We start from the raw sequence: 22,184 nt of genomic DNA on the forward strand, positions 1-22,184 counted from the left end.
TAATTTTATCTCAAACTTAATTTAATTGTGTCAAAAATTATTATAAAAACCGATTTTACACTGCAAAACCGGTTTTTATATATACGTTGTTTTACAACGTTAGTCTTTTACGGGCATATAAAAGGGGATATTTACGAAAATGATCATTCCTACTAAAACAAATATGTGTGGGGGGAATGTCTATGTAGTATTGATAATCATTTTCAATTACATTATACAATACTGAGAATAATTGTCAATTAGATTTTAAAAATTTTTCTAATCTTTTATTTCAACATTGTTACACTTAATTATATTCACTATCTTATTGCATTTTTAATACCCTGTTACTTTCTATAAACAGTTATTTCATATATTATATATTTTGAGGTGTAAGCAATGACAAAAATTTTAATTGTTGAAGATGAACAAAATCTTGCTCGTTTCATTGAACTAGAATTAGAACACGAAAATTATGTAGTAGATATTGAATATGATGGCAAACCTGGGTTAGAAAAAGCTTTAACCAATGATTACGATTTAATTTTGTTAGACTTGATGTTACCTAATATTAATGGTTTAGAAATTTGTAGACAAGTAAGACAAAATAAAGCCACTCCTATAATTATTATCACAGCTAAAAGTGACACTTACGATAAAGTAGCAGGATTAGATTATGGGGCAGATGATTATATAGTAAAACCATTTGATATTGAAGAATTATTAGCAAGAATTAGGGCAATGTTGCGTAGACAGCCACAAAAAAACATCATAGACATGCAAGGCATTATTATAGATAAAGATGGCTTTAAAGTCACTGTAGATGGTAATACATTAGATTTGACGAAAACAGAATATGATTTATTGACCTTATTGGCTGAAAATCGTAATCATGTATTACAGCGAGAGCAAATTATCGCAGATGTGTGGGGATATGATTCAGAAGTTGAAACAAATGTTGTTGATGTATATATACGCTATTTAAGAAATAAGCTAAAACCATATGGCAAAGATAAAATTATCGAAACTGTACGTGGTGTGGGGTATGTGGTTAGAAAATGAAACAGCGTAAACTAAAAACCAAGTGGATGATTATCACAACAACCATTACATTTTCAACAATTTTTATATTTAGTTTAATTATTATATTCTTTCTAAGTAATGCATTACGTCACAATGAACTTAGCGAAGCAGAAAGAAGTTCATCTGATATCGTTCAACTATTCGAAACGAAACAATTGAATGATATTACGCCATTAGATTTAAATGCATCGTTAGGTAATTTTCAAAAAGTGATTCTTTTTGATAAAAAAGGTGAAAAACAAATAGAAACTTCAAATGATAACAATATCGTTTATTCACCCAATTTCAAACCAAAAGAAATCAATACTGCTTTGATAAAAAAGTATCATGACAACGATTATTTAATTATTACAAATCGAATTAATACGCAACACTTTAAAGGATATAGTGTAATCATTCATTCTTTAGAAAATTATAATGCACTTGTTAATTCGCTATATTTTATTGCACTCATATTTGGCATTATTGCTACTTTTATCACTGCAATGGTAAGTTACTTCTTTTCTGCACAAATTACAAAACCTTTAATCTTAATGTCTAATAAAATGCAGCAAATTCGTCGTGATGGTTTCCAAGAAAAAGTTGATCTAGTTACAAATTATGAAGAAACAGATAATTTAATTGTTACCTTTAATGAAATGATGTTTCAATTGGAAGAGTCGTTTAATCAACAGCGACAATTTGTTGAAGATGCTTCTCATGAACTACGAACACCATTACAAATTATTCAAGGACACTTGAATTTGATACAGCGTTGGGGTAAAAAAGATGCAGCAATTCTTGAAGAATCTCTCGATATATCCTTAGAAGAGATGACTAGAATTACAAAATTAGTTGAAGAATTATTATTATTAACAAAAGATAATAACAACAGTAAAGAAAACGAAACAGAAAGCGTAGAAATTAATCAAGAGATAACTTCTAGAATTAAATCTTTAAAACAGCTACATCAAGATTATATTTTTGAATTTGAACCGTATCATAAACCGCTTAATATAAAAATAGATCGTTATCAATTCGAACAAGTATTAGTTATCTTCATTGATAATGCTATGAAATATGATCAAGTTAATAAATATATTCAAATTCAGACAAATCTGCGAAACAAACAAATATCAATAGAAATCACTGACCACGGTGTTGGTATTCCAAAAGAAGATATAGATTTTATTTTCGATAGATTCTATAGAGTAGATAAATCTCGTTCTAGAAAATTAGGAGGAAACGGTTTAGGTTTATCGATTGCTAAAAAAATCATTGAATTAAATCATGGGACGATTCATGTAGAAAGTGAAGTAGGAAAATACACGACATTTAAAATCACATTTTGATTTTAAACCGGTTACTAATTCGACGGAAAATATGTTACGCTATAAAATGAAAATACAATTAGCAGAGCCAAATAAAATCAGGTTCTGCTTTTTTCATATAACTAGTTATTGACACTTTAATTTGGTTATATTTAATGCTATTATTGATTTGTAAGCGTTTTAACTATTTTGTGGAGGGTGTAATATGAGCAACGAAAGTCAGGTTACCCAGGCACCTGTAAATTTCGGGGCAAATCTTGGATACATTTTAGATTTATATGATTTGTATTTGAATGATCCAGCTTCAGTCCCTGAAGATTTACAAGTCCTATTTAGTACAATCAAAAACGGTGAAGCAAACATCGCAACAAATACATCTGAAGGTCAACAAACTGCGACTAAAGCTGATAGCACGATTAAACGTGTTATGCGTCTCATAGATAACATACGTCAATATGGGCATTTATTGGCAGATATTTATCCAGTTAACAAACCTGTAAGAGAAAATCTTCCTAAATTAAATATTGAAGATTTTAATTTGGATAGAGAAACATTAGAATCAATTTCAGCAGGTATCGTATCTGAACACTTTAAAGATATTTACGATAATGCTTATGAAGCTATTGTTCGTATGGAAAAACGTTATAAAGGCCCTATTGCATTTGAATATACACATATCAATAACAATAGGGAACGAGTATGGTTAAAACGTAGAATAGAAACACCATACAAAGCAACATTAAACGATAATCAAAAGATTGAATTATTTAAAAACTTAGCACATGTAGAAGGCTTCGAAAAATATTTACACAAAAATTTTGTGGGCGCAAAACGTTTCTCCATAGAAGGTGTAGATACACTAGTTCCTATGTTACAACAGACATTAAGACTTGCTAGTGATGAAGGCATTCAAAACATACAAATCGGTATGGCCCACCGTGGTAGATTAAATGTACTCACACATGTGTTAGAAAAACCGTATCAAATGATGATCTCAGAATTCATGCATACTGATCCAATGAAATTCCTACCGAAAGATGGCAGTTTAGAATTAACTTCAGGTTGGTCAGGAGATGTGAAATACCATCTAGGTGGTGTCAAAACTACAAATTCATATGGCAGTGAACAACGTATTTCTCTTGCGAATAACCCAAGTCACCTTGAAATAGTTGCACCAGTTGTTTTAGGTAAAACACGTGCAAATCAAGATGATACTGATAAATCTGGAGCTGTTCACACTGATTTCCATAAATCTATGCCGATATTAATACATGGTGATGCTGCGTACCCAGGGCAAGGTATTAACTTCGAAGCCATGAATTTGGAAAATTTAGATGGCTATTCAACAGGCGGTACACTTCACATCATCACTAATAATAGAATTGGCTTCACAACTGAGCCAGAAGATGGTCGTTCCACAACGTATTCATCTGATGTTGCAAAGGGTTACGATGTACCTATCATGCATGTTAATGCAGATAATGTTGAAGCAACTATTGAGGCAATTGAAATTGCTATGGCGTTTAGAAAAGAATTTCATAAAGATGTTGTCATTGATTTGGTTGGATATCGTCGATATGGACACAATGAGATGGATGAACCATCCATTACCAATCCGTTACCATACCACAATATTCGAAAACATGACCCTGTTGATGTACTTTATGGTCATCAATTAGTTCAAGATAATATTATTTCTGAAGATCAAATGAATCAAATCTTTGATGAAGTTCAAAAAGAACTCCGTGCCGCTCATGATGAAATAGATAAAAACGACAAGATGGATAATCCTGATATGCAAAAACCAGATAGTCTTGCAGAACCACTCCAAAGTGTCGATGTGGATGTAAGTTATGAACAACTTAAAGAAATTAATGATGCAATGCTATCATATCCATCTAACTTTAATGTTCTAAAAAAATTAAATAAAGTCTTAGAGAAAAGAAGAGAACCTTTTGAGAGTGAAGACGGATTAGTTGATTGGGCTCAAGCAGAACAATTAGCCTTCGCAACAATCACTCAAAAAGGTACACCTATTCGTCTAACTGGACAAGATAGTGAACGTGGTACATTCAGTCACCGTCACGCCGTACTTCACGATCCTGATTCAGGTGAAGAATATATCCCACTGCACAATGTCCCAGGACAAAAGGCAACTTTTGAAGTGCGTAACTCACCACTATCAGAAGCAGCGGTTGTTGGTTTTGAATATGGTTATAATGTGCAAAATAAAGACTGCATGACAATTTGGGAAGCACAATATGGAGATTTTTCTAATATGGCTCAAATGATATTCGACAACTTCTTATTTAGTGCTAGAGCCAAGTGGGGCGAACGTTCAGGTTTAACACTATTCTTACCTCATTCATTTGAGGGGCAAGGCCCTGAACATTCTTCGGCACGTCTAGAAAGATTTTTACAATTAGCTGGAGAAAATAACGCTACAGTAGTTAACTTATCAAGCTCAAGCAACTACTTCCATTTACTGAGAGCTCAAGCTGCTAGCTTAGGTACACAATCAATGAGACCACTAGTGGTAATGTCTCCTAAGAGTCTCTTACGTAATAAAACGGTTGCTGATCCAATCGATAAATTTACATCTGGAAAATTTGAACCAATTTTACCAGAAGAACACGATAAGGATGCTATTAAAAAAGTTATCCTAGCTTCAGGTAAAATGTTTATTGATTTAAAAGAATATTTAGCAAAAAATCCAAACAATTCAATTTTATTAGTTGCCGTGGAAAGATTGTATCCATTCCCAGCTGAAGAAATTGAAACATTACTAAATGAACTACCTAATTTAGAAAATGTAGCTTGGGTACAAGAAGAACCTAAGAACCAAGGCGCTTGGTCGTTTGTTTATCCATATCTAAAAGAATTAACAACTGATAAATATGATTTAAGTTATCATGGCCGTATTCAACGTTCAGCTCCTGCTGAAGGTGATGGAGAAATACACAAACTTGTTCAAAATATGATAATCGAACAAAGCACAAAATTTAACTAGGGGGAAGTTAAGCATGCCAGAGGTAAAAGTTCCAGAATTAGCAGAATCCATTACAGAAGGTACCATTGCAGAATGGTTAAAACAAGTCGGTGATAGTGTAGATAAAGGTGAAGCTATCCTTGAATTAGAAACAGACAAAGTAAACGTCGAAGTTGTTTCTGAAGAAGCTGGCGTATTGCAAGAATTACTTGCAAATGAAGGTGATACTGTAGAAGTTGGTCAATCTATCGCTGTTGTAGGCGAAGGAAGTGGCAATAATAATTCAGAAGCACCAAAACAAGACAATTCTGAATCACAAGCATCTGATAATAAGAAAGAATCAGAGCAATCACAATCAGAATCAGCATCTCAAAAGGATAATGATAGCGCTACTGACGATTCGCAAGATAAAGGACAACGTGTGAATGCGACACCATCTGCACGTAAATATGCACGTGAAAAAGGCATTGACTTATCAGAAGTAACAACACAATCAAATGACGTTGTTAGAAAAGAACATGTTGATCAAACACAAAATAATAAAAATGAACAAGCTGCACAATCATCAACAAAAGAAGAACCTAAAAAACAAGCAGCTCAACAAAATCCAACAAAACCAGTTATCAGAGAAAAAATGTCTCGCCGTAAGAAAACAGCTTCTAAAAAATTATTAGAAGTATCTAATAATACAGCGATGTTAACAACATTTAATGAAGTAGACATGACAAATGTGATGAACCTACGTAAACGTAAAAAAGAACAGTTCATTAAAGATCATGATGGCACAAAACTCGGATTTATGTCATTCTTTACAAAAGCATCAGTAGCAGCTTTGAAAAAATACCCTGAAGTAAACGCTGAAATTGATGGTGAAGACATGATTACTAAACAATACTATGACATCGGGGTTGCAGTATCTACAGATGATGGTTTACTAGTACCATTTGTAAGAGATTGTGATAAGAAAAACTTTGCCGAAATTGAAGATGAAATCGCTAATTTAGCTATCAAAGCGCGTGATAAAAAATTAGGTTTAGATGACATGGTAAATGGTTCGTTTACTATTACCAATGGCGGTATCTTTGGTTCAATGATGTCTACACCTATTATTAATGGTAGCCAAGCTGCGATTTTAGGTATGCACTCTATTATTACACGTCCAATTGCTATCGATGCAGATACAATTGAAAACCGTCCGATGATGTACATTGCGTTAAGTTATGATCACAGAATCATCGATGGTAAAGAAGCAGTAGGTTTCTTAAAAACTATTAAAGAATTAATTGAAAATCCTGAAGATTTACTATTAGAATCTTAATCCACAACACAAAATAGTTTACTAACCCTAATACAACGGCGTTCAGCGTCGTTGTATTTTTATGTATTTATGCATTTTTTAATAAAATTCAAATGCGCGCTTTAGTATAATTTTATTGGTGTAAGTCATTGTAAAATTTGAATATAAAACAAAAGCACCTATAATTTAGGTGCATTCAGCCTGTCGACAAAGCCTCCGACTTTGTCGGCAGTTTCTTTTATGCACGCTTTCCGCTGGCACTTCCTTAACCTGTAGTCTTCGGCTAGTGCTATTCCCGCAGGAGTCGACATAAATCACTGCCAATACCATATGCGATACCTAAAGAAAAAAATATTTTTTCAGAACATAATATTTCATCTACGATGAACATTATGATATTTATATTTGTCCTGAAGTTGAAAGTGTATCTTAATATATCTAATGATTCAATATGTCTAAGGTGATTTAGATATAGTTGAAAATTGAAGATTTGTGGACACAGAAAAAATCAATATAAAATGCGAAGTCAAACAACAGAGAGAAGATTGCGTGATGCAAAAGAACAGCATAGTATGCGATGAGCGTGATATAGAGGACTTGACAAAGTTTCTATGGATACCACGCTAATTTGTGTTACTATGAATATTAAAAAATCGTAATGCAACTAGTAAAAGTACAAGTTATGGTCTGAAAGACTACTACTATTTTTGAAATAACTATATAAATAGAAAATAAACAAATCCTTCGCAAATTAAAGCGAAAGACTTGTCTTATTTCTTAAAACACCCAAATAATTTAGGTACTTTTGTTTTATATGAAGGATAATATTACTAATAATAAAGCACAAGTTAAGCAGATGTAGCCAGTGACACTAGAATTTTGTTTTAAAAATATATAACTCAAAATAAAAATAGATAAACTTAGACTTAAAATAGATAATCGAACAGATACATGAATGATATTAAAGCTTATGAAAATATGAAAAACAAATAATATTGTAGCTATTATTAACAATATTATTTCAAGTGGTTTTAAATCTTTCATTTGAGGATTGCCCATAATATTGTCCTCCCTAAATTCAACAAATTAAACATATCCATATTATCAAACATGAAAAGTTATAAAAACAGTCATTTCAATCAATTTATGTTATTACATATTAATAATGAATAGTCATATGTAATCGTACAGCTACGTCGTGTTGATTTATATATTGATGGAACATATTTCCATTAAATTTAATAGCTTCATTTTTATGAATAACAAAAGTTTCCCCATCTAATATAAGTGTTAAGGTACCTTCATAAACTGTGATATATTCCATAGTATTTGATCCATGGGGTGATCCATTCATTCGTCCTTCATCTTCAATAATAACCATATAGCTTTCAAATTTCTTTTCAATATCAAACTTAAAGAGAGGATATACTTTGTATTTATTATCTTCTGAGTTTAAACGTTGTATTTCATTTAAATTTATTTTCTGTATAACATTACCATTTTCTTGTGTTAATTCTGTAAAAGATATTTTTAAACCATTTGCTATCTTCCATAATGTAGTGATAGATGGAATAGATATCTTACGTTCTATTTGTCCCAACATTGTTTTACTTACACCAGTGGCTTCAGATAATTGTTCTAACGAATATCCATTTTGTTTTCTATATAATTTTAAATTTTCAGCAATAATATCATTTATTTCTCTCATCAATTTTACACCTCTATTTACAATATAACGTACAAAGCATATACTTTAAAGTCCGAACATTATAACGTAATTTCAGACGTTATAATGTTTTTTGAGAATAGGGGGGGGGCTTACAATGTTAACAATATCTATGCTTATATATGCCGTTGTAGCAAGCTTCACACCTGGACCAAATAATATTATGGCATTATTTTTTTCTCAAAATTTTAATTTCAAAAGTAGTTTGCGATTTTCAATTGGTGTAGGATTAGGTTTCCTATTTTTATTATTACTATCTAATATATTTAACACAACAATGCATGCTGTTTTCCCTAAAATTGAATTATTGATGAAAATATTTGCATTTATATATTTACTTTATTTAGCTTTTAAAATTTCCATGAGTTCTATTTATAGGACGAAACAAACTTTTAATCACAAGCTAAGTGGTTTGAAATCTGGTGTAATGCTACAATTCATTAATCCTAAAGGAATCATTTATGCTTTAACAGTGATTTCCACTTTTATTACACCAGTTTATACACATTGGCTAGAACAATTACCATTTATTATTTTATTGGCTGTTATTGGATTTTTTGGCACTTTGAGTTGGGGTGTTTTAGGCACCTTATTTAAATCATTTATAGCAACACATGAGCGCTTATTTAATTTTGTCATGGCTGGTTTATTAGTTTATGTTGCTCTGAATATTTTAATGCATTAGTAATAAGATAATTTTACGTTAATGATTATCATATTGCTGTAAAAATTCGCGCGGACTACAACCATATGATGTTTTAAATCTTCTGTAAAAATTCGAATAATCAGTAAAACCACAATTCGTTGCTACTTGTTGTGGATTTTCTCCTTTTTTTAATAATCTTTGCGCATTTCGTAAACGTAAATTTAGTAAATAACGATAAGGTGGATAACCAACCAGTTTTGTGAATTGTTGTGTTATTTTATGTCGACTTACAAAGAACTTATTTTCAAGTTGCTCTAATGAAATATCTTCACTGTAATGCAATTCCATATAATCTAATACCTGTCTAACTAAGTGACTAGATGGGTCATCACTATAATCAACGATACCTTTATTTTCTATTGCTGTTCTATTAAGTATGATTAAAAACTGTGTCAGTAAAGATCTAGCTGCTAAATCTTTACCAAAAGCTTGATTGTCTTGTTCATTAATTAGACCTTGTAACAAATAATATAATTCTCTTTTTTGATATTCCGATAACTCCAATAGATATTTAAATTTAGATGAATATTTATCAAAACACACGCTCAAATCACAATTTTCTACAGAAAGTTCATTTAATATTTTGGCATCAAACCTCAATCCAATACGCTCTGCATGCCCATCCATTTGTTCATCCAAACGATGAAATTCATACGGTGGAATAATAAGCATTGATCCAACCTCTAAATTAAAAGATTGACCTTCTATGGTATAACGTAAATTTCCAGATAATGAAAAAAATATTTCATAATGATCATGATAGTGTAATTCATTTCCAAAATGGCCATCACTTATTCTGTGCCATGCGGCGTATTTACCTTCAAAAGGTAATGAAATTGTATCAAATTGATGGACAAATTCTTCTCTATTTTTCATGAACATATCCCTCCTGCTCAAAAAACATACTTTTTCCCATGATTTACAATGTTGTTAATTTTCCCTCAAATTATAATTATATTATAACACTAAAATATAATTATTTTTGAAAGGAAGAATGAATATGACATCTACACAAATTGGCGTTCAAATGATGATGCTCAAACAAAAAGTACAAGAAGAAGGATTATATAACGTACTGAAGAAAGTCAGCGATTTAGGTTATAATGCGGTCGAGATTTCTCAAATCGACATGAATTCACAAAACATTGAAGAAATGCAACAAGCCATTAATGATTTCGGTATGAATATTGCAGCAATGTCCTGTGGTGTAGAGGATATATCTGCTAAACAAAAATATCCTGGAGATACTTTGCAAAATGATTTCGATAAAATTGTAGCAGACTGTAAAGCTGTAAACTGTTCTATATTGAGAATAGGTATGTTACCAATTAACTATATGGGCTCTAAAGAAAGCACCTTACAATTTGCTGAAATCTGTGAAACTTATGCTAAAAAGCTTAAAGAAGAAGGAATAGATTTATACTATCATGCGCATAATTTAGAATTTGTTCAATACAATGGACAGTTTATGCTTGATTTAATGAGAGACAATACTCATTATTTAGGTTTCGAGTTAGATATACATTGGATTTGGAGAGCAGGGCTGAATCCCATAGAGGTCATACCAAAATATGCGAATCGTATTCGTGCTATACATCTTAAAGATTATCGTGTAGGCGAAATAGATATGTCGCAATATCCTGGTGAAGGTCATGAAAAATTATATTATATGTTGCATATGATTACTCAATTTGCTGAATTAGGAAAAGGTACTTTACCGCTTAAAGATATTATTGAAATTGGACGTGAGAGTGGCAGCGAATATTTCTTTGTTGAACAAGACGAACTATACGGCGAAGATCCATATGATTGTTTAACAATTAGCCGTAACCATTTATATGATTTAGGTTATAAATCTTGGTTTTAACATATGCTTTTAAATAAGAAATATGTGCTTATTTATCACCGAATAAGTAAGTGCTACCAAAAATAATAAGGATGTTGATACGATGCTTAAAAATATTGAGATCTCTGGATTTTCAGATGAAATCGCTTCAGATTTTCAGACACAGTTAAAAACGGTAAATGAGTTAGGAATGAGCTATATTTCCTTGCGTGGTATTAATGATAAAAACATTGGCGATCACTCAGTAGAAATGATTAAGAAAGATGTACTTCCTCGCTTAAAGCAATGGGATATTGACGTTTCTTCTATAGGTTCACCAATAGGTAAAATTTATATAAACGATGAAGATGCATTCAAAAAACAATTAGCAACACTCAAAACATTATGTGAAATAAGTCAATTGCTCAATTGTCAGTATATTAGAATATTTAGTTTTTACATTCCTAAAGAGGACAATTTTGATGCTTATAAAGGTATTGTGATTTCAAAATTAAAAGAATTTGCAAAAATCGCTGAGCAATACAATATTATACTGTTACATGAAAATGAAAAAGATATTTTCGGTGATATTGCTCGCCGATGTAAACTTATTCTTGATGAAGTAAACTCTCCATATTTCAAGGCGATATTTGATTTTGCGAACTTTGTCCAATGTGGAGAAGATACACAAGACTGTTATGACTTACTTTCAGACGACATAGCGTATATACACATTAAAGATGCAGTATATAAAGATAATTTTAATGTACTTTGTGGTACAGGTGATGGTCAGATTGAAAGTATCTTAACACAATTTTTTGAATCAGGTTATCAAGGTTTCTTAACACTTGAACCTCACCTTGTGGTTTTTGATGCTATTAAAGACTTAGAATTAGAACATTCAACTGAAACAATTCAAAATTCTGCTGCAAAAGATGGCGCAGAAGGATACAAAATGCAATATGAAGCACTTTTAAAAATATTATCTAATATCAATAAAAAGGAGAGTACACAATGAAAAAAATTCGTTTAGGCATTATTGGTTTTGGCGCTCAAGGTAGTACGTATGCTGAATTTATTAAAGCTGGTAAAATACCACAAATCGAAATTGGTGCGATTTGTGACATCGATACTGAAAAGAAAAGTGAAGTAGAAAAAAAGTACCCTAATGTACCATTTTATAATGATTATATCGCTATGCTAGAAAGTGGGGATGTTGATGCAATTGTCACAACCGTTCCTCATTATCTGCATACTGATATAGGTAAAGAAGCCTTAAAACGAGATATTCACGCTTTACTTGAAAAGCCGGCTGATATTTATGCTGACAAAGTAAAAGAAATAAGTGAATTAGCAGTATCCAAACCACACTTAACATTTGCTATATTCTTTAATCAACGCACAAATCCACTTTATCAAAAAGTAAAATCACTCATTGACGCCGGTGAAATAGGAAATATTCGTCGCACGAATTGGATTATTACTACTTGGTGGCGTCCTCAAGCTTACTATGATCAAAGTTCATGGAGAGCAACTTGGTCAGAAGAAGGTGGAGGCGTTTTAGTAAACCAAGCACCACACCAAAGTGATTTATTACAGTGGCTATGTGGTATGCCAAAATCTGTGTTTTCAAATATTAAATATGGCTATCAGCGTGATTTAGCAGTTGATGATGATGTTACAACCATACTAGATTATGGAAATGGTGCGACAGGTGTGTTCATTACATGTACCCATGACATCATTGGCACCGACCGTTTAGAAATCACAGGTGATAAAGGGAAAATATTAGTTGAAGATAGTAAAACAATAACATTGACACGTTTGAAAGCATCCGAGACACAAATGAATCGAAATATGTCTTGGAAAGAAGCAGCTGAAATTTTTAAAGGCAATGGTTTAGAAAATATTTATGAACAAGAAACATTTGAATTTGAAAGTGTATGGGGTGAACAACATATGAATGTATTAGAAAATTTCGCTGCTAATATCATTGACGGTACGCCTCTAATTGCACCTGGAAAAGATGGTATAAACGGCGTGAATCTAGTAAACGCTATTTATTTATCAAGTTGGACAGGTAAAGAAGTAACAGTTCCAGTAAATCCTTCAGAATTTAAGGATGCATTAAATAAACAAATTCAAAACGAAGCACATTAAAAAAGTTTAAAATCGGAGCTGGTAATATGTTGAAAATTGGAATTATAGGACTAGGTGATATTTCAGCAATACATCTAAACACGATAGAGACAAATTCCAATGTAAAATTAGTTGCTGCATGTGATATAGATAAAGCCTTGCAAGCTAAAGTACCCAACGCTCTTTTTTTTACAGATTTTGAAGATATGTTGGAGGAAGTAGAGCTAGATTGTGTACATATATGCTTGCCGCATCATTTGCATGTATCTGTGACTGCTGCCTGTGTAGAAAAAGGTATACATGTTTTGCAAGAAAAACCTTTATCAATCAATGCTAAAGAAGGATTAAAATTAATACAATTAGAACAAAAAAATCCAGATACTAAAATATGTGTGTGTTTTCAAAATAGATTCAATGATACATTTCAAACTTTACAACAAATAGTAAAAAGCAACAAATTTGGTGACATTATTGGTATAAAAGGAATCGTTACTTGGTTCAGACCCAAATCATATTATACTGATAAACCATGGCGCGGTAAATTAGATACCGCTGGAGGAGGCGTATTAATTAACCAAGCCATTCACACGTTGGATTTAATACAATTACTTTGCGGTCCTGTTGATACACTTAAAGGCAATGTATCACAGTTGTTAGATTATCATATCGAAGTAGAAGATACTGCTTCTGCTCATATAAAATTTAAAAATGGAGCAAATGGTATGTTTTTTGCAACTAATGCTAATTTTGGAAATTCAAGTATTGAGCTTCAAGTCATTTTTAAAAATGAAAAGTTTACAATTAAAGATAATATACTTACACGTGTCAATAAAGAAGGTTACAAAATCCATATTATTGAGGATAAAAAGCTACCAGGTACAAAATCGTATTATGGACCAAGCCATGGGACACTCATAAATCAATTCTACGAATCAATTTATGAAAATACCCAAAATTATGTACACGTAAATGACGCATTACCGTCTATTGCAATCATTGATGCGATACAAAAATCTTCACAAACAAATGAGACAATTCATTTTACTAGTGTTTAACATACAAATTAAATTTTGATTTATTGTGGAACATGGCCATTAGCGATTAAAAGCATACTTATTCAATTTAATTAATGAACCGGATAGAAATCTTTTGATATTGATTTCTGTCCGGTTTTATTATCCTTTGATTTATTGTAAATAGTAATTTTATAAACTATAATAAACATTACCAAATTAAGGAGTAATCACGATGCCTACAAATAAAGTTATCTTAGATTTAGCGATTTCATTGGATGGATATATAGAAGGACCGAATGGAGAAGTTGATTGGTGCATCATGGATGAAGAAATGAACTTCAATCATTTTTTAGATCAAATTGATACCATTATATATGGTAGGAAAAGTTATGATTTATGGGGCGAATTTATGCCAAATTTAAAGGACGATCAATTTGGGGATAAAACGATGTGGGACCAAATTCATAGCAAGCATAAATTCGTGTTTACTAACCAACATTATAACGATAAAGATCGAACAAAATATATTAATAGTGACGACATCAGTGGAATGGTTTTTAAAATTAAAGAGCATAGCAATAAAGATATTTGGCTCTATGGCGGCTCAAAAATTATTACAACTTTTATAAACCTTAACCTAATTGACGAATATAGACTTTCAATCCACCCAGTCATTTTAGGTTCTGGCAAACCACTTTTTGAACATATTCAAAATCGTGTAAACATAGCTTTGTGTGACACACATGTTTATAAAAGTGGGGTAGTACAAATGATTTATCAAAAACTAGATGAAAAATAGAGTAGAGATATTAATCTCATGTTCAAAATAAAGGACGCATCCGTAGTAAATGGATGCGTCCTTTATTTATTTGAAATTTACGATTTCAACCGTTATTGTCATTTATATTCTTGACTATTTTAAAACGTTTTATTTAAGCAATAAATACAAACAGTTCAATAATTGCAAGAATTAAAAACACTAGAAAAACAATGCCGTAAATATTATTTTTCTTTATACTTTCTTTGCTTGCTTTTTGCTGTTTTGCTTTGTTATTTATATTGGAAAAGAAAGTAATACCTGAATAAACTGCAATAAGTACTGTGACACCAAATAAAATCCATGTACCAATCATATATACAACCTCCTCTAGTAACTAAAATAAATATTTGAACATATAAAATAATTATTCCTATTATATACCTATATTAATACATTTCTGCTAATCCTCCAATGTTTAAAAATTACAATTTTGTAAATACAATCACAATCAGATACTTCATCATACAAATAACATGAAAAATAAGTTATAATGTATTGAAAAGATATGAATAGAGGGGTTAATATAATGAATGGTCTTAGAAGTGTTACTACAGGGACAAATGATTTAAGTAAAACCAAAGAGTTATTCTCAAACATACTTGGATTAAATGTGGCAGATAAAGGACAAGCTTTACGTTTTGGTGATGCTGAATTAAATTCAGGTACACGTATACATTTTGTAGAAGTACCAAACTATATTAACAATAACAACCATATTGAAAATATCGGATTGAGGGTTCCAAGTGATGAAGGAATTGAAGAATATCAATCTATTTTAAAACAACATCAAATTTCTTTCAGTTCACCTACAGATTTAAATGGCCATAAATACTTCAATTTCCAAGATCAAAATGGTCAAACATTTAATATTTATTCCAATGAACATAACTCTGGCACCCCATTAGGTATACCTACATTCGAAAGTAATGTAAACCCATTACATCAGATTCAAGGGCTAGGACCTGTAATCTTAAAAGTTAATGATATTGTACTCACACAATCTATTTTAACTAGAGTATTTGGCCTAGAACATTTTGCAGAATATACGCCTAGTGAACATGCTGATTTTAAAATACAAGTTTTTCGTATAGGTGATGGTGGTTTGGGTGGTGAGCTACATGTTTACGCTTCAAACGAGGAAATTTTAATGCCAGAACATGGTATATTAGAACAAATTGAATTCGGAATAGAATCTAAATCACAATTTCAAAAGACTATTGAAGAACTTGAATCCATAGGAATACCTTATCAAACGTTAGATCAAGAAGGCGAAAGATCATTAAGAATCACTGAAAAAAGTGGTATTACATTCATTTTAACCTTAGAAACTTCATAATAAAAAAGAGAGGATTTTTAGAAATGTTACACGAAACTTGGAAAGATCATACACCCATTAAAAAAGTAGAAGTTACACATACAGATGCACAAAAGTTCACAGTCTCTGATATGTTAACTGTGGGACAACAATATGATGTAATAAATGAAACTGAAGAATATTATCAAATCATCGACAACTCTGGACTTGTTGGTGGCTACTTTAAAACCTACTTTAAAGAGGTATAATTTACAGTATGACACATGCACTATTGAAAATGTGCACTTTAAATATTGCTTAAATTAATAAGACTAGGGCTATAATATCAAACATTATTCAAGCCCCGGTCTATTTTTAATGATATGGATTTTTTATAACTTATTTTAATTTTAAAGGAGTAAGAAACAATGGCGAAATCACAATATATTAATAAAGATGAAACAGTATTTGATGATGCAAAATCATTGATGGCATTAAATAAAAACATTTTATTAAAAGGACCAACGGGCTCAGGAAAAACAAAGCTAGCTGAGACTTTAAGTGAAACAATACAGCGACCAATGCATCAAGTCAATTGTTCAGTAGATTTAGATGCTGAAAGTTTATTAGGTTTTAAAACTATACAGACAAATGAAAACGGTACTCAAGAAATTGTATTTATTGATGGACCAGTAATCAAAGCGATGAAAGAAGGCCATATTCTTTATATCGACGAAATCAACATGGCAAAACCAGAAACATTACCAATTTTAAACGGTGTATTAGATTACCGCAGAAAATTAACAAATCCATTCACTGGCGAAGTGATTAATGCTGCTCCAGGATTTAATGTTATCGCTGCAATAAATGAGGGCTATATTGGAACATTACCGATGAACGAAGCACTAAAAAACCGTTTTATAGTCATTCAAGTAGATTATATTGATGGGGATATATTAAGTGATGTGATTAAAGATCAAAGCCAATTAGCAGATGATACGACAATACAAAAAATCATCAATTTTAATGAAGATTTACGAACAATGACAAAACAAGGTCAAATATCTGAAGAAGCAGCGAGCATACGTGCTTTAATCGATTTAAGTGATTTGGCTACCGTGATGCCTATAGAACGTGCCATCAAACGTACAATTATTGATAAATTAGAGGACGAACGTGAGCAACAAGCGATATTAAATGCGGTAGAATTAAATTTTTAGTGAGGGATATTTATGAGCGATCGTTTTATATTATTTAATGATGAACAGCTGGATGCAAAGCAAGTGATGATGCTGCAAGATTTAGCTCGATTATTACTTAAAAATGAACAAACACAAGTTAAAATTCAAAAATTCCCATATTACGATCCAATCAATAATATGTTAATAACGAGTTCTTTTTGGTCACATAGAAAAAAAGATATTGAAACAACAGGGCTTAAAACAGATGTTATGCTCGCAGCTTATGGCTACCAATTGATGGATGAAACAGTAGTCAACAAAGTCATTCACAATGATACGTTTAAGCATCCAAAATTTTTCCAACAGCTGTTTAAATTACTAGAAGATAAAAGAATATTAAACGAAATTGTTAAGCAACGACCATCTACCAAAGATGCAATTCACATGCGTAATGAAATTAGATTAAGCTATACACGTACTCAAATTAATGTATATAAAACAAAAAAAACATTTACAGATTTGCTCTTTTTATATTTGGAATCTTCGTTTTTAACTGAAAACTTTTACGACGTACCTCAAATTGGTCCACAAATTGATGATATTCTGTTAAATATGTATCAATACCTGCCTAATTTTTTCTATAATGATTCTTCTGAGGATAATATGTACTTAGCTGAACGGATCATGTTTCAAATTGATGATATCTTAAACGAAGATATGCTAAATGAATATTATCATTTACCTAAAAAAGTATATGAAGCAATTCATGAACTTAATTTTGAAGATTTAAAACGAACAGATGCAAGTAATACTGATAATGCTTCAAACAATGATCATGATGAAGAGAGTGTCAGCGAGGATATTGAATCCAATCATCAAGATAGTGCTTCACAAGGTGGTGCATATTTAGAAATGGAACTTCATGAAGGTGAAAATAGTGATGTTATTGGCGATAATGACACTGCTAGAGAAGGTGACAGTGGTGATGATATGACAGATATGCAAACAAAAAAAGGTAAAGGTTCCACAAACCAAATAGAAAGTGATGAGGGCGGATCAATCGGCAATAATTCTACTTTTGCATTAAAAGGCATAAATGCAAACGTTGATGTTAAATGGAACGTACCTGAAATACGACCTGAATATCAAAATGAATATCACGAAGTTGAAAACGAAGTACAATTTGAAACAAAAGATTTGATACAAATTATCAAAAAAACAATAGATAGAGAATACCAAGATGAACGTCGAAATCTAACCAAAGGTCGATTACAAAAAAATTTATTAAATTGGTTTATTGATGATCAATATAAATTATTTTATAAAAAACAAGATTTAAGCCAAACTTTTGATGCAACATTCACATTGTTAGTGGATGCATCGGCAAGTATGCAGGATAAAATGTCTGAAACAATCAAAGGTGTCGTTTTATTTCATGAAACGTTAAAATCGTTAAACGTAAAACATGAAATTTTAGCATTTAATGAAGATGCATTTGATGCTGATGATACAAAACAACCTAATATCATTGATGAAATTATAGCTTATGATCAATCAACTATAAAACGAGAAGGACCTAGAATAATGGCCTTAGAACCTCAAGATGATAATAGAGACGGTGTGGCAATTAGAATTGGAAGTGAACGTTTAATGCGTAGAGCGCATAATCAGCGTTTTCTAATTGTATTCTCTGATGGTGAGCCATCCGCTTATAATTATAGCCAAGATGGTATTCTTGATACTTATGAAGCAGTGGAAACAGCTCGTAAATTGGGTATTGAAGTTTTTAATGTATTTTTAAGTCAAGATCCAATTACAGAAGACATTGAAGAAACAATTCATAATATTTATGGTAACTATGCAATTTTCGTTGAAGGTGTAGAAAATCTACCAAGCCACCTTGCACCATTACTAAAAAAATTATTATTAAAATCTTTTTAGTACGTAATTTATTTATAAAATCACACATAAATTGAAATATTCAGAAATTTATATAGACGCATTCTTATAAATCGTGATAGAATAGTAAATATTATTTTATAGGCAAGAAGGAGAACGATTTATGAATAAAAATACATGGATTATAGGGTTTACACTGTTCGCTATGTTTTTCGGAGCAGGGAATCTTATATTTCCACCAAATTTAGGTTTAGATAGCGGTCAATTCTTTTGGCCTTCTATATTAGCATTTGCTTTAACAGGTATAGGATTACCATTATTAGGGGTAGTCGTTGGTGCTTTAGATAAACAAGGTTATATTGGTTCTTTAAATAAAATTTCGCCAAAATTCTCTGTTGTATTCTTAATTATCATATATTTAACAATAGGGCCACTTTTTGCAATACCACGTACTGCATCAACGTCATTTGAAATGACAATTACACCAATTGCCCATACTAATAGCAGTTTAGCATTGTTTATATTTACAATTATTTACTTTTTAGTAGTTTTATATTTATGTATCAATCCAAATAAAATGGTAGATCGCATTGGTTCATTGTTAACACCTTTATTATTGATTACTATTTTAGCGATGATTATCAAAGGGTTTGTTGATTATGGTAGCAATTCACATAGTCAAGCAGCTGAAGCTTTCACTTCTAATTTTGCAGGATTTTCTCAAGGATTTACTAATGGTTATTTAACAATGGATGCTATTGCTGCCATTGCTTTTTCAATGATTGTAGTTAACGCGGTTAAAGCGACTGGTATCACGCATGCTAATAAAATTTTCAGACAAACACTATTGGCTGGTATTATTGCTGCAGTTGCACTTATGTTTATTTATATTTCTTTAGGATTTATAGGTAACCACATGGCTGTACCGCAAGAGAAAGTGGCAAGTTTAATTGCTAATGATCAAAATATTGGCACATATTTACTAACAACAATGGCAAGCACTGGATTTGGCGCTTTTGGGAAGTACTTGCTAGGTATTATCGTTGCACTTGCTTGTTTAACTACTGCTTGCGGATTGATTGTATCTGTTTCAGAGTATTTCAATAGAATATTCCCAAAAATTTCATACAAAGCTTACGTTATCATCTTTACATTAGTGAGTTTTATTTTAGCAAACCAAGGATTAAATTCAGTGATTACGATGTCAGTTCCAGTTTTAAGTATTGTATATCCAGTAGCTATCACTTCAGTACTACTCATATTAATTGCACGTTTTGTTCCAACAAAACCAATTGCACAACAAATTCCTGTAGCGGTGGTTTCTATTGTTTCGATCCTTAGTGTGGTACATTCACAAGGATGGATTAAATTAGGCCTTATTGATAATTTACCATTGAAAGATTATTCATTAGAATGGTTCCCTATTGCAGTTATCACTACAATTATTGGATATATTGTAGCGCCATTGTTTAAAAAACAAAAAACTATTATTTACGAAAAAGAATAGCATAATCAAATAGCTAAGATATAGACATCCTTCTTTAATAAATAAACGTCAATTTCAATAGAAATTGACGTTTGCTGCATATTGGGGTAGATTTATTATGCGAAACTGAGCATATGACTGGTGAGAAATATGATTTATTGATTACAATTTATGCCTATGCCACAACATACAAAATAAAATATTCTTTTCAAGAAAAAAGCCTGTAAATGAATCATGGAAAGCATTCATTTACAGGCTTATTATGATGGACTTATATTTTAAATTCTTGTTACTTTTGCTGTTTCATACCTAATAATTGATTCTTCATTTCTGTTTCTAATTGGTTTAATTCAGTTTCTGCTTGTCTACGTTTATTTCGACCTTGTTCTTGAATTTGAAGTGTTTGTTCAATCGTATCAATAATATCTTGTTGTGTTGTTTTTAAGGTTTCAATATCAACGACACCACGTTCATTTTCAGTAGCTGTAGCAACTGCATTTTGTTTTAATAGTTCTGAATTCTTGAGTAACAAATTATTTGTTGTATCTGTTACTGCTTTCTGTGCAGAAACTGCATTGCGTTGTCTCATTAACGTCAAAGCAATTGACATTTGATTTTTCCATAAAGGAATACTCGTTAAAATGGAACTTTGAATCTTTTCTGCTAATGCATGGTTTACATTTTGAATCATTCGAATTTGAGGTGCTGTTTGTATAGCAATTTGTCTAGATAGTTGTAAGTCATAAATGCGTTTATCTAATCTATCTATAAACTGTTCCATATCTGATACAGCTTGAACATCCATTTGATTACCTGTAGATTTAGCTTGCGCGTTTAATTTAGGTACATCTTCCTGCTGTAGCATTTGTTGCTTTCTTTTAGCCGCTTCAATATACAGTGTTAATTCATCAAAATACGCTTTATTTAAATTATACAATTCATCTAGCATTCCTATATCTTTATTTAAATTATTTTTATGTTTGTCTAATTCAATAGAAATACGATCAATTTGAGAACCAACAGATTGCATTTTTGAAAAAATTTCATTTACTGATGCTTTTGTTCGTCTAAAAATACGTTTTAATTTCGATTGATTTTCTGGGTTTAACTCATCTGGGTTTACAGATTTAAGTTTGCTCATCAATCCATTTAATGATTCCCCAACAGGACCGACATCTGTAGTTTTTACCTCATTAAGAATACGGTGTGAGAATTGGGACATATCAGATTGTGCAGTAGTACCGTAATTTAATAAGCTATCATTATCCATTGGTTTTATTTGTTTACTCAATTCATCAATTTTTTGTTGATCATCTTGAGTAAATTGTTTTGAGCTGTTGATAATTTCTGATTCATTTGCTGATTGTTCATCAATATATTTATCCAATGGATGCGAATTTAAAAAGTCTTGTTCTCTTACCATTTAATTTCACT

Annotated in this window: 19 protein-coding genes; 15 read left to right on the forward strand and 4 right to left on the reverse strand. The window is 31.3% G+C overall.

What is annotated here, in order from left to right; all coding sequences use genetic code 11:
* Positions 1-378 precede the first annotated feature (378 nt).
* The 4 genes from NST87_RS07055 (at position 379) to sucB (ending at position 6,679) form a co-directional block, all read left to right on the forward strand.
* Positions 379-1,041, forward strand: a complete 663-nt coding sequence (locus NST87_RS07055) for a response regulator transcription factor (protein ID WP_019468964.1) — start codon at positions 379-381, stop codon at positions 1,039-1,041.
* On the forward strand, positions 1,038-2,393 hold the full coding sequence (locus tag NST87_RS07060) for a HAMP domain-containing sensor histidine kinase (protein WP_040029868.1): 1,356 nt from the start codon (positions 1,038-1,040) through the stop codon (positions 2,391-2,393). Before NST87_RS07055 ends, NST87_RS07060 begins: the two co-directional genes overlap by 4 nt.
* A 184-nt stretch (positions 2,394-2,577) precedes the next feature.
* Positions 2,578-5,382 carry a 2-oxoglutarate dehydrogenase E1 component gene (locus NST87_RS07065; protein ID WP_040029867.1) on the forward strand — a complete coding sequence of 935 codons (2,805 nt, stop codon included), beginning with the start codon at positions 2,578-2,580 and terminating at the stop codon, positions 5,380-5,382.
* 13 nt (positions 5,383-5,395) lie between these two features.
* On the forward strand, positions 5,396-6,679 hold the full coding sequence (gene sucB / locus NST87_RS07070) for a dihydrolipoyllysine-residue succinyltransferase (RefSeq protein WP_019468967.1): 1,284 nt from the start codon (positions 5,396-5,398) through the stop codon (positions 6,677-6,679).
* 1,138 nt (positions 6,680-7,817) lie between these two features.
* Here the strand turns inward: sucB and NST87_RS07075 are convergent.
* The gene (locus NST87_RS07075; protein WP_019468969.1) at positions 7,818-8,366 is read right to left on the reverse strand and encodes a helix-turn-helix domain-containing protein; all 549 of its coding nucleotides are present in this window, start codon (positions 8,364-8,366) and stop codon (positions 7,818-7,820) included.
* Between the two features lie 115 nt (positions 8,367-8,481).
* On the opposite strand from NST87_RS07075, the gene NST87_RS07080 reads away from it, so the two are divergent.
* A complete protein-coding gene (locus NST87_RS07080) occupies positions 8,482-9,069 on the forward strand; it encodes a LysE family transporter (protein ID WP_040029866.1) in 588 nt (195 codons plus the stop codon).
* A gap of 18 nt (positions 9,070-9,087) precedes the next feature.
* Here NST87_RS07080 and NST87_RS07085 read toward each other — a convergent pair whose 3' ends face one another.
* Positions 9,088-9,966 carry an AraC family transcriptional regulator gene (locus NST87_RS07085; protein ID WP_340721478.1) on the reverse strand — a complete coding sequence of 293 codons (879 nt, stop codon included), beginning with the start codon at positions 9,964-9,966 and terminating at the stop codon, positions 9,088-9,090.
* Between the two features lie 124 nt (positions 9,967-10,090).
* Between NST87_RS07085 and NST87_RS07090 the strand changes: the two genes are divergently transcribed.
* From NST87_RS07090 to NST87_RS07110, 5 genes are all read left to right on the forward strand, one after another.
* Positions 10,091-10,957, forward strand: coding sequence for a sugar phosphate isomerase/epimerase family protein (locus tag NST87_RS07090; protein WP_040029865.1), 867 nt, complete (start codon positions 10,091-10,093; stop codon positions 10,955-10,957).
* An 82-nt stretch (positions 10,958-11,039) separates the two neighbouring features.
* Positions 11,040-11,933: a sugar phosphate isomerase/epimerase family protein gene (locus NST87_RS07095; RefSeq protein ID WP_071562221.1), complete on the forward strand. Its 894-nt coding sequence runs from the start codon at positions 11,040-11,042 to the stop codon at positions 11,931-11,933.
* Positions 11,930-13,075: a Gfo/Idh/MocA family protein gene (locus NST87_RS07100; RefSeq protein WP_040029863.1), complete on the forward strand. Its 1,146-nt coding sequence runs from the start codon at positions 11,930-11,932 to the stop codon at positions 13,073-13,075. Before NST87_RS07095 ends, NST87_RS07100 begins: the two co-directional genes overlap by 4 nt.
* 26 nt (positions 13,076-13,101) lie before the next feature.
* Positions 13,102-14,109 (forward strand): Gfo/Idh/MocA family protein, encoded by a 1,008-nt coding sequence (locus NST87_RS07105; RefSeq protein ID WP_040029862.1) that lies wholly within the window; start codon positions 13,102-13,104, stop codon positions 14,107-14,109.
* 193 nt (positions 14,110-14,302) lie between these two features.
* On the forward strand, positions 14,303-14,869 hold the full coding sequence (locus NST87_RS07110) for a dihydrofolate reductase family protein (protein ID WP_019468978.1): 567 nt from the start codon (positions 14,303-14,305) through the stop codon (positions 14,867-14,869).
* Between the two features lie 133 nt (positions 14,870-15,002).
* Here the strand turns inward: NST87_RS07110 and NST87_RS07115 are convergent, their stop codons facing one another.
* The gene (locus NST87_RS07115) at positions 15,003-15,203 is read right to left on the reverse strand and encodes a hypothetical protein (RefSeq protein ID WP_019468795.1); all 201 of its coding nucleotides are present in this window, start codon (positions 15,201-15,203) and stop codon (positions 15,003-15,005) included.
* A 213-nt stretch (positions 15,204-15,416) separates the two neighbouring features.
* On the opposite strand from NST87_RS07115, the gene NST87_RS07120 reads away from it, so the two are divergent.
* The 5 genes from NST87_RS07120 (at position 15,417) to brnQ3 (ending at position 20,771) form a co-directional block, all read left to right on the forward strand.
* Entirely contained in the window at positions 15,417-16,226 is an 810-nt protein-coding gene (locus NST87_RS07120) for a VOC family protein (protein WP_019468794.1), read from the forward strand.
* A 23-nt stretch (positions 16,227-16,249) separates the two neighbouring features.
* Positions 16,250-16,453 carry a DUF6501 family protein gene (locus NST87_RS07125; protein WP_019468793.1) on the forward strand — a complete coding sequence of 68 codons (204 nt, stop codon included), beginning with the start codon at positions 16,250-16,252 and terminating at the stop codon, positions 16,451-16,453.
* Between the two features lie 159 nt (positions 16,454-16,612).
* Positions 16,613-17,404 (forward strand): ATP-binding protein, encoded by a 792-nt coding sequence (locus NST87_RS07130; RefSeq protein WP_019468792.1) that lies wholly within the window; start codon positions 16,613-16,615, stop codon positions 17,402-17,404.
* 12 nt (positions 17,405-17,416) lie between these two features.
* On the forward strand, positions 17,417-19,306 hold the full coding sequence (locus NST87_RS07135; protein ID WP_071562222.1) for a vWA domain-containing protein: 1,890 nt from the start codon (positions 17,417-17,419) through the stop codon (positions 19,304-19,306).
* Positions 19,307-19,427: 121 nt separating this feature from the next.
* Complete coding sequence (gene brnQ3, locus NST87_RS07140) at positions 19,428-20,771, forward strand: branched-chain amino acid-like transporter carrier protein BrnQ3 (RefSeq protein WP_019468790.1); 1,344 nt, start codon at positions 19,428-19,430, stop codon at positions 20,769-20,771.
* Between the two features lie 268 nt (positions 20,772-21,039).
* Here the strand turns inward: brnQ3 and NST87_RS07145 are convergent, their stop codons facing one another.
* Positions 21,040-22,173 (reverse strand): toxic anion resistance protein, encoded by a 1,134-nt coding sequence (locus NST87_RS07145; RefSeq protein WP_019468789.1) that lies wholly within the window; start codon positions 22,171-22,173, stop codon positions 21,040-21,042.
* Between the last annotated feature and the right edge of the window lie 11 nt (positions 22,174-22,184).

The sequence above is a fragment of the Staphylococcus sp. FSL W8-0271 genome (assembly GCF_038006605.1).
In the GTDB taxonomy this organism is placed as follows: domain Bacteria; phylum Bacillota; class Bacilli; order Staphylococcales; family Staphylococcaceae; genus Staphylococcus; species Staphylococcus cohnii.

Excerpts from the sequence above, each read along its gene's own strand:
- NST87_RS07115 (WP_019468795.1), bottom strand. The coding sequence starts at position 15,203 with ATGATTGGTACATGGATTTTATTTGGTGTCACAGTACTTATTGCAGTT.
- NST87_RS07135 (WP_071562222.1), top strand. The coding sequence starts at position 17,417 with ATGAGCGATCGTTTTATATTATTTAATGATGAACAGCTGGATGCAAAG.
- NST87_RS07110 (WP_019468978.1), top strand. The coding sequence starts at position 14,303 with ATGCCTACAAATAAAGTTATCTTAGATTTAGCGATTTCATTGGATGGA.
- NST87_RS07075 (WP_019468969.1), bottom strand. The coding sequence starts at position 8,366 with ATGAGAGAAATAAATGATATTATTGCTGAAAATTTAAAATTATATAGA.
- NST87_RS07120 (WP_019468794.1), top strand. The coding sequence starts at position 15,417 with ATGAATGGTCTTAGAAGTGTTACTACAGGGACAAATGATTTAAGTAAA.
- brnQ3 (WP_019468790.1), top strand. The coding sequence starts at position 19,428 with ATGAATAAAAATACATGGATTATAGGGTTTACACTGTTCGCTATGTTT.
- NST87_RS07105 (WP_040029862.1), top strand. The coding sequence starts at position 13,102 with ATGTTGAAAATTGGAATTATAGGACTAGGTGATATTTCAGCAATACAT.
- NST87_RS07055 (WP_019468964.1), top strand. The coding sequence starts at position 379 with ATGACAAAAATTTTAATTGTTGAAGATGAACAAAATCTTGCTCGTTTC.
- NST87_RS07145 (WP_019468789.1), bottom strand. The coding sequence starts at position 22,173 with ATGGTAAGAGAACAAGACTTTTTAAATTCGCATCCATTGGATAAATAT.
- NST87_RS07130 (WP_019468792.1), top strand. The coding sequence starts at position 16,613 with ATGGCGAAATCACAATATATTAATAAAGATGAAACAGTATTTGATGAT.
- NST87_RS07085 (WP_340721478.1), bottom strand. The coding sequence starts at position 9,966 with ATGAAAAATAGAGAAGAATTTGTCCATCAATTTGATACAATTTCATTA.
- NST87_RS07095 (WP_071562221.1), top strand. The coding sequence starts at position 11,040 with ATGCTTAAAAATATTGAGATCTCTGGATTTTCAGATGAAATCGCTTCA.
- NST87_RS07090 (WP_040029865.1), top strand. The coding sequence starts at position 10,091 with ATGACATCTACACAAATTGGCGTTCAAATGATGATGCTCAAACAAAAA.
- sucB (WP_019468967.1), top strand. The coding sequence starts at position 5,396 with ATGCCAGAGGTAAAAGTTCCAGAATTAGCAGAATCCATTACAGAAGGT.
- NST87_RS07125 (WP_019468793.1), top strand. The coding sequence starts at position 16,250 with ATGTTACACGAAACTTGGAAAGATCATACACCCATTAAAAAAGTAGAA.
- NST87_RS07060 (WP_040029868.1), top strand. The coding sequence starts at position 1,038 with ATGAAACAGCGTAAACTAAAAACCAAGTGGATGATTATCACAACAACC.
- NST87_RS07100 (WP_040029863.1), top strand. The coding sequence starts at position 11,930 with ATGAAAAAAATTCGTTTAGGCATTATTGGTTTTGGCGCTCAAGGTAGT.
- NST87_RS07065 (WP_040029867.1), top strand. The coding sequence starts at position 2,578 with ATGAGCAACGAAAGTCAGGTTACCCAGGCACCTGTAAATTTCGGGGCA.
- NST87_RS07080 (WP_040029866.1), top strand. The coding sequence starts at position 8,482 with ATGTTAACAATATCTATGCTTATATATGCCGTTGTAGCAAGCTTCACA.